Below are 6,867 nucleotides of genomic sequence, written 5' to 3' on the forward strand. Positions count from 1 at the left end.
ACCCTCTTCAATAATTAAGTAGGGCCCAGCGAGGGCCCATATTATGATCCCAAAAATAATTTTTTCAGATTTTGATGGAACACTTACAAAGGGCACGGAGTTTACTCCGCGCTTCTTTGATATTCTCGACTATTCAAAGAAGCACTCTGTTCCTATTGTCATTGTGACAGGAAGATCTTTGTCTTGGGCACACTTTTTGATTACTCACTTCTCATCTCTAGACTATGTCATAGCAGAAGGGGGAGGAGTACTAGTTAAAAGAGATAAGAATGGAAACCCAATTGATGAGCCATTCGTCTTAAGAAAAAATATCAAGCATTTGGAAGTTTCTACAAAGGGATTATTGAAGAAGTTTTCAAATATTTCTCTTAGTGCCGACTCGTATGGAAGGCTAACAGATAGAGCAATTGAACTCAGTGATCTTCTCTTAGATATTGATTTATTTAAGGGAGTTAAGAAGTATTTAGAAAAAGAAGATATAAATTTCTCAACTTCAAATGTTCATTTAAACTTTTGGAGTGGTGACGTTTCTAAATATAATGCTGTAAAAACCTTTCATGAGAAGTACCTCACTGATGTCTCGTTAGATGAGTGTATCTACTTTGGTGATTCTCTTAATGACGAATCAATGTTTAGATTTTTTAAAAATTCTGTAGGTGTTTCTAGTATTAAAGATGTTCTTAGTAAGCTTGAGTATAGGCCACCAATTATTTTAACTGGTGAAGAAAACGATGGACCAGATGGTGTGTATAATCATCTCTTGTCTTTATTAAAGTAATCCTGAATTTTAGACTCTAACCTTTCTTGAAGTTCAACTAAGTCTATCGTCATCTTAGAGCTAATCCATTTCTTTAAATCATTTGGTATTTTGGAAGAAAATATTTTCTCTTCACCTTTGTAAGGAGCTCTTAAGGCAATAGCATGTAGAGCGTGTCTGCTTATCTCCATTAAATCATGGTCTTCTTTTGTAGCAATATTATCTTTAAATCTTTGAAACATTTTAAAATTTCCAAGATAAAGCTTGTCACCTACAAGAGGTAGGCCATTAATCATAGCGTGAACTCTAATTTGATGCTGTCGGCCTGTTATTGGAAATGCTAAACCTAGAACGTAGTCACCTTCAACATGAACGACTTCAAAAAGTGTTCTTGCACTCTTTCCGTCAGTTGATTCTTTAGGAAAGTGATTAATATAAATTCTTTTTAATCCCTCTTCACTAGCACCCAAGCGGTGATTATCTTCAAATGAGTATTCTCCATTCCATTCTCTATTATAGGCAATGAAGAAGTAGCACTTTCTAACAAGGTCCTTTTCAAAACCTTCTGTCATCACTTGTGCACACTTTGGATTCTTGGCCAGCATCAAGGCACCTGAAGTCTCTCTGTCTAGTCTATGAATAGAGTGGCAGGTCTTCTTGTACTTTGATTCAAAAAATACTGTGGCACAGTTAAAAAGATGCTTTCCTGTCGGGTGAGTAGACATATACGGAGGCTTAGAGATGATGATTAAGTCCTCATCTTCAAAAAGTATTTCTGGCTCTGTTTGAAGCTCTAAAAGTTCTCCATTCCAGTACTCATCTTCATGCTCAGTTTTATTGGTAATGAGAGTAATAATATCTCGCGTATATATTTTAGTGGACGCACGATGTTTTCCAGGACGATCTTTAATTGAGATGTCACCTTGAGAGATTTTCTTTTTGACTTGTTCTCTAGACCAGCTAGCTAGATAAGTTTGTAGGTACTGATCTAGGCGCATGCCGTCGTGTTCCTCTTCAACGAGGTAGACGGCAGTGTACTTATTGCTTTCAAATGTTTTATCAATAATTGGCATTTATGGCCTAAAGTTAATAACGTTCCTTAATTATAAACTTTATTAGCGCAAGTGCTCCATTTTGTGAATATTTATAATTATTCATAAGGTTATCTAGAACCTTTTGTATTTGATGACGATGCTCTTCAGAAAGAGGTGTTTTTGCATCATCTTCATCTGTACTGGCTATTTCTTTTTCAAAAAATACCAAGTGTTTAGATATTTCAACAATAACCTTTTTCTGTTCAACCCTAAATGATTCTTGCAGTCTTTCAACAATATCAGGGAAGACATCATTATAAATAATTTCCTTACCTGGATTATCTAAGTACCAGGCACCAAGTTTAGAGATTAGATGAGATCTGAAAGAGTCAGGAGATTCTTTTAAGTTAATGCTTTGCTCGAACTCCTTAATAAAGTAGTCATCTGCATCTTCATACTTTCCAGTAATGATATTCTTAATTCTTTCGTCTTTTATCATTGAATTTATATTTTCAATGTATTTCTTTAAATAATCCTCGTATGATCGATCATCAACTAGACCAAGACTTTCTCTAAACTCTCTATCAAACTTATTAAGAGCATCTTCTTTTATTAATACAATAAACCTTGCTGGGTGATGAAAATCCCCTTGAGGAGTCATATTTAGAAAGTCATAGCTATTTTTCTTTTGAATTAGCTTATAAAGGTAATCAATAACTTCTACGAAAGTTATTGTTTCGTGATTTGAAGTGATTTTATAGAGAATGTTTTTTAAATCTCTAGGTGAAATACCAAACTTTCCTTCATAGAGGTTCTCGTTTACAAATTCTGTTTGAATATCACCTCTACCAAGTTTGAGAACTTGTCTCTCTTCAGAGTCTAAGTGTTCAGGTAGCTCTTCTGTTGCATAAAGCTTAGCTTTTTCAAGAGGAGAGAGAGAAGTTGCAATCTTTGCTAACTTTGAATTTTCAAAGTGCTTTGTCTGACTTGCTCTAAGTCTTGTCATTACAGCGAATAAGCAAAAAGCTTCAAGCGCATGGGGTTCAAAAACTGAATTTCCTCTAAGGCCCTCTACTTGTTCATTATAGATATTCATTTCATCTTTATAATCAAGGAGGTATGGAACTTTAATAAAGTTAATTCTTCCTTTGAATGAGTTAAAGTCTGGATGCTGTTTAAATGCTGCTAAGTGAATTTCATTACTAGTACCAACAAAGAAGATATCAAGTTGAGTTAAAATTCCTTGAAGGTTTATACTACCTGTCTCCATAGTCATAAGAAGGTACTTATAAGTATCTAAGGGTCTTTTAAGAAGATCTGAGTATTCTAGTATTCCTCGATTGGCCAAGACTACTTCTCCTTGCATCGAGAAGAGATTTAAACTTTGTAGAGATGGAGGGAGACTGGCAAGTCTCTTGTCCATTGTTATTTGTTGAAGTTTTGCATCAACGTGTAGTTGAGGCTCAATAGTAACAGCGCTAGAAGAGTATCTTTTAGAGATTACAATTCTTTCAACCCTAATATGCTTTAGAACCTCAGTATGCTTTCCTTTATAGTTCTTTAAAAGAGCATCATAGATCATTCTGTTTCTTTTTGAGAGATCACTTTTATAAATATATGACTTCTTAACAAGCTCAAGGTGTTCTGGATCTTTCGCTAAAGCATCATTTAAAATTTCTTGTCTAAACTCTTTTGGAATAAGTAGGAGAGGGTGATCTTTAAGTTCACTTCCTAGTATCGCAGAAATATCTTTATCTTCTAAGTAAGCATAAGTATTTAAATCTCGATTTGTTCTATCTGAAGAGAAACCAAGGTTTCCTTTGATATAGTTATCAATTGGAAATATCCAGCTAAACGAATATAGAATTCCTTCTTCTTTCTTTGAGTATGACTCAGCACCTTTCATGAATTGTCTAACAAGACTCGATTTAGATGAGCCATTTGGACCAACAAGTAAAATGAACTTATTGTTTACACCTTCTTTTTCGAAGTTTTCTAAGTTCTCAATAAGGGCCCTTTGAGTTTTCTTTTGTCCATAAACTGGGGGAGAGTCAGGATACTTGTGTTGGAAGACTTTATAGTTACCTTCTTCATCTTGTCCGAAACTGTGAACCATATCTAATAAGTATTTATATGTAGGTCTCGTTTCTCTAATCGAAAACTTATGAAAGATATCCATGTAGTCTTTGAATGAATGAACTTCACTATGTGAATCTTTTTGATTTGCTTCTTCTAACCAATCCATTGGTCCCCCATCAATCTAATTCTGACCTTTATTTACTATAAAAGCCTCTATATAATTATAAGGCCATATGGTATTTAAGTCCTGTAAAAAAGGTTATATGAAAAAAGTAAAGACCGTCCTGTTCACTCTGCTAATGATCGCCGTTGTTTTTGGTGTCATAGTGGCCTTTTTCAGGTGGAAATCAATTCAATCTATAAAAGAACTTGATAAAGAAGTTCAAGTTATAGAAAAAGTTATTGCAGCTTCAAAGCAAATTTCCCAAAAATGGGTTGAAGGAGCATCAACTTCTGAGTGGAATGATATAGAGAAGTATTGCCCTCAACTAAATTTAAAAGACAAAGTTGATATCTCATATTCACAATGTAATTCAATATTTCTAAATTGTTTTCTTGAGAAGAATAAAAACTTAAATGCCCTAAGTACTTCCTCTAATAAATATTACTCTTTAATCTCTAGACAAAATTCCTTAGAAAAGGGAATACCAACCTTCGCTACAAGAGTTACACTAAAGTATGGGCATGAAAAATTTAATATTGATTTAGAAGATGTTTGTAGAGATACATATCTACCCCCTAAGTCCTATGGATACAAGACTGAGGATTCTCCTAAGAAAAGATTTTCTTGGACTTGGGATAACTTCAACAGAAATATTTTTATTGATAAGTTTCTTGTTACTAATAGAGAAGTTAATGAATGGATTGAAACGTTAGGTCTAAGTATTGAGAAAAGATATCCTCTAGAGAGACCATCTGTTCTTTTATCTTTAGATCAAATGAAAAACTTTTGTGGATTTAAAGGTAAGAAACTAGCGACAGCTCAGGCCGTAGAGGCTGCAAGTTTTTATCCATCAGGGTCTTCTGATAAGGCCGGACGTACTCTCATTCGTTACGACTATCCTTGGACAAGAAGAAACTCAGAATCTTTCTTATATAAAATAAAGAAAGATACGGAACTTCCATTAACAAAATTTGATTGTGAAAAGTCTTACGTTCAAAACTGTTTTGAGGTTACTCCCTTTGTTACACATATGACTAAGTCTTCCAGTTGGAGTGGTATCTTTCAAGTAATGGGAGGTCCATTTGAAGCCTATGAAAATAGTCTTGAGAGCAATAGGAACTTAAGAGCTTCAAGCTTTTACTTTCCTGTAGAGAGTGATGTTCATATTCTTGGTGAGAAACTTTTCTGGGATGGGCTTGCTCACTTAGATAAAAATATTGATTGGGATAAGGAAAAGCCTATTGGTGTTGATGGAAGAAGTCTTGAAATAGGGTTTAGATGTATGAGGAATGTGTATGAATAAGGTACTAATTACTCTACTTTTAATATTTTCATCATGTGACTCTTTTTATAAACAAGATGAGAGAATTATTCGTTTTGAAAATATATTAAAGTTAAAGCTTACGTTTGAAAGTAACTTCAATGGTAACTCTAAATTTATGATAGGCAAGAATATTGAAAGGCCCGCAGGTAGTTGGCAGAGATTATTGACTTCAGATAATTTTTGTTTGAATTACAAAATACCCCTTTTAAAAAAGAATGGAGTACTACAGTTAGTATCAACTTCAAAGGAAGGGGAATGTCCAAAACTTCCAAGCACCAAAGAGATTATATCAATTGAAGGGATCTCCAATTTAAAGATTAAATTTACGACAGATCATATACAGGGTAAGTCCGTTAGAAATGGAATTTATGGAATCAATCTGAACTATGACTATAATGCTAAAAATAGAAATTTAAATATAGTCCTACCAAATAAAGAACGTAGTAAGTCTTATATTAAAACTAAGCTTATTAAGTACTCCTCATCTGGTACTTATCGACAAGATAAAGGTGTTCGAATAACACAAGATTCTATGAAGAAACTTAGAACATCTCTATGGTATGGGGAGTGGGAGTCTAAGGAAATTACATTCTGTGAAAGAAAGAATGATCAGTGCGAAATAGTAGGAAACTCAAATTGTGATGAGTGCCTCTATGGGTGGGATTACCTTGTTGATTTTAACTGTAGTGGTGGAGGCTCTAAGGCATGCTCTCCTGTTGAATGCGGTAAAAAAGGAAAACCAGCTTGCGTTAGAGGAATACAGTGGAGTGGGAGAGATATGCGTGAATTATGCTTCAATGATAGCCCTGCAGGCTTTTGCCAAGACGATTTGAAAACTATTTGCGGTGAAGATGGTGTTTTGATTTGTATTTAGATTTCAATATCTAGAAAACGTGCTCTACTCATCTCAACTTGATTTTCTTTAATCAAGTTGATCTTTTCTTCTTTATAAAGATCATTTTCAATATGGCAATCATCGGTAGCTTTAAAGAACTGTGAACAAAGCTTAATTGGTGGATGGATATTAGTCTTAGAGCTTATTACCTTTTTCTCTTTTGTATTATAAAAGAGATCGACTCTACTAATATACTTTCCCTCTCCTAAGTTTTGAATAAAAGGGATTCCTCCTATCTTTTCATTTATAATCTTAGGTTCTGATCCTATGATGAGGTCAATTTTTTGTGGGGGAAGTCTTTTGAGCAGCTTTTGAAGCTCCTCTTCTGTCGATTCGCACTTTTGGTTAGGGCAAGTCTTATGGCTCTTAATCATGAGTACAAAAATCTCAGCGCCTTTTCTTTTTAAAAGCTCATGTACTTTTAGAATACTAAAGACAGGATCTTCAAAATAGAGGCCCTTTAAGTACTTATGCTTTCTCGCTTCGATATTTTTAAATGTTGTGACGGCCATTATACCGACTTTGACCCCGTTAACTCTCTTTATCATATAGTTTCCTATATTATTTGACGTTAGAGGGGACTGTTTCTTTAAGTCTATTATATTAGAATTCACA

5 protein-coding genes and 1 pseudogene are annotated in these 6,867 nt (G+C 34.2%); 3 read left to right on the forward strand and 3 right to left on the reverse strand.

The features are described 5' to 3' along the window. Positions 1–43 precede the first annotated feature (43 nt). Positions 44–778 (forward strand): HAD family hydrolase, encoded by a 735-nt coding sequence (locus ABX784_RS14460; RefSeq protein ID WP_372655770.1) that lies wholly within the window; start codon positions 44–46, stop codon positions 776–778. On the opposite strand, the gene ABX784_RS14465 is transcribed toward ABX784_RS14460, so the two are convergent. Next, positions 754–1,830 carry an RluA family pseudouridine synthase gene (locus tag ABX784_RS14465; RefSeq protein WP_372655771.1) on the reverse strand — a complete coding sequence of 359 codons (1,077 nt, stop codon included), beginning with the start codon at positions 1,828–1,830 and terminating at the stop codon, positions 754–756. The two genes, ABX784_RS14460 and ABX784_RS14465, sit on opposite strands and share 25 nt — an antisense overlap. 13 nt (positions 1,831–1,843) lie before the next feature. Then, positions 1,844–4,036 (reverse strand): hypothetical protein, encoded by a 2,193-nt coding sequence (locus ABX784_RS14470; RefSeq protein WP_372655772.1) that lies wholly within the window; start codon positions 4,034–4,036, stop codon positions 1,844–1,846. 97 nt (positions 4,037–4,133) lie between these two features. Between ABX784_RS14470 and ABX784_RS14475 the strand changes: the two genes are divergently transcribed. Together ABX784_RS14475 and ABX784_RS14480 are read left to right on the forward strand one after the other, a co-directional pair. Then, positions 4,134–5,336 carry a hypothetical protein gene (locus ABX784_RS14475; RefSeq protein WP_372655773.1) on the forward strand — a complete coding sequence of 401 codons (1,203 nt, stop codon included), beginning with the start codon at positions 4,134–4,136 and terminating at the stop codon, positions 5,334–5,336. Then, positions 5,329–6,231 carry a hypothetical protein gene (locus tag ABX784_RS14480; RefSeq protein ID WP_372655774.1) on the forward strand — a complete coding sequence of 301 codons (903 nt, stop codon included), beginning with the start codon at positions 5,329–5,331 and terminating at the stop codon, positions 6,229–6,231. Before ABX784_RS14475 ends, ABX784_RS14480 begins: the two co-directional genes overlap by 8 nt. Here the strand turns inward: ABX784_RS14480 and ABX784_RS14485 are convergent. Then, positions 6,228–6,867, reverse strand: a pseudogene (locus tag ABX784_RS14485) (hypothetical protein); the annotation flags it as partial. The gene ABX784_RS14480 and the pseudogene ABX784_RS14485 overlap by 4 nt on opposite strands.

Source organism: Halobacteriovorax sp. (assembly GCF_041587335.1).
GTDB lineage: Bacteria > Bdellovibrionota > Bacteriovoracia > Bacteriovoracales > Bacteriovoracaceae > Halobacteriovorax.

Bases quoted from the DNA above. Each gene is read 5' to 3' on its own strand.
- ABX784_RS14465 (WP_372655771.1), bottom strand. From the start codon at position 1,830: ATGCCAATTATTGATAAAACATTTGAAAGCAATAAGTACACTGCCGTC.
- ABX784_RS14470 (WP_372655772.1), bottom strand. From the start codon at position 4,036: ATGGATTGGTTAGAAGAAGCAAATCAAAAAGATTCACATAGTGAAGTT.
- ABX784_RS14460 (WP_372655770.1), top strand. From the start codon at position 44: ATGATCCCAAAAATAATTTTTTCAGATTTTGATGGAACACTTACAAAG.
- ABX784_RS14475 (WP_372655773.1), top strand. From the start codon at position 4,134: ATGAAAAAAGTAAAGACCGTCCTGTTCACTCTGCTAATGATCGCCGTT.
- ABX784_RS14480 (WP_372655774.1), top strand. From the start codon at position 5,329: ATGAATAAGGTACTAATTACTCTACTTTTAATATTTTCATCATGTGAC.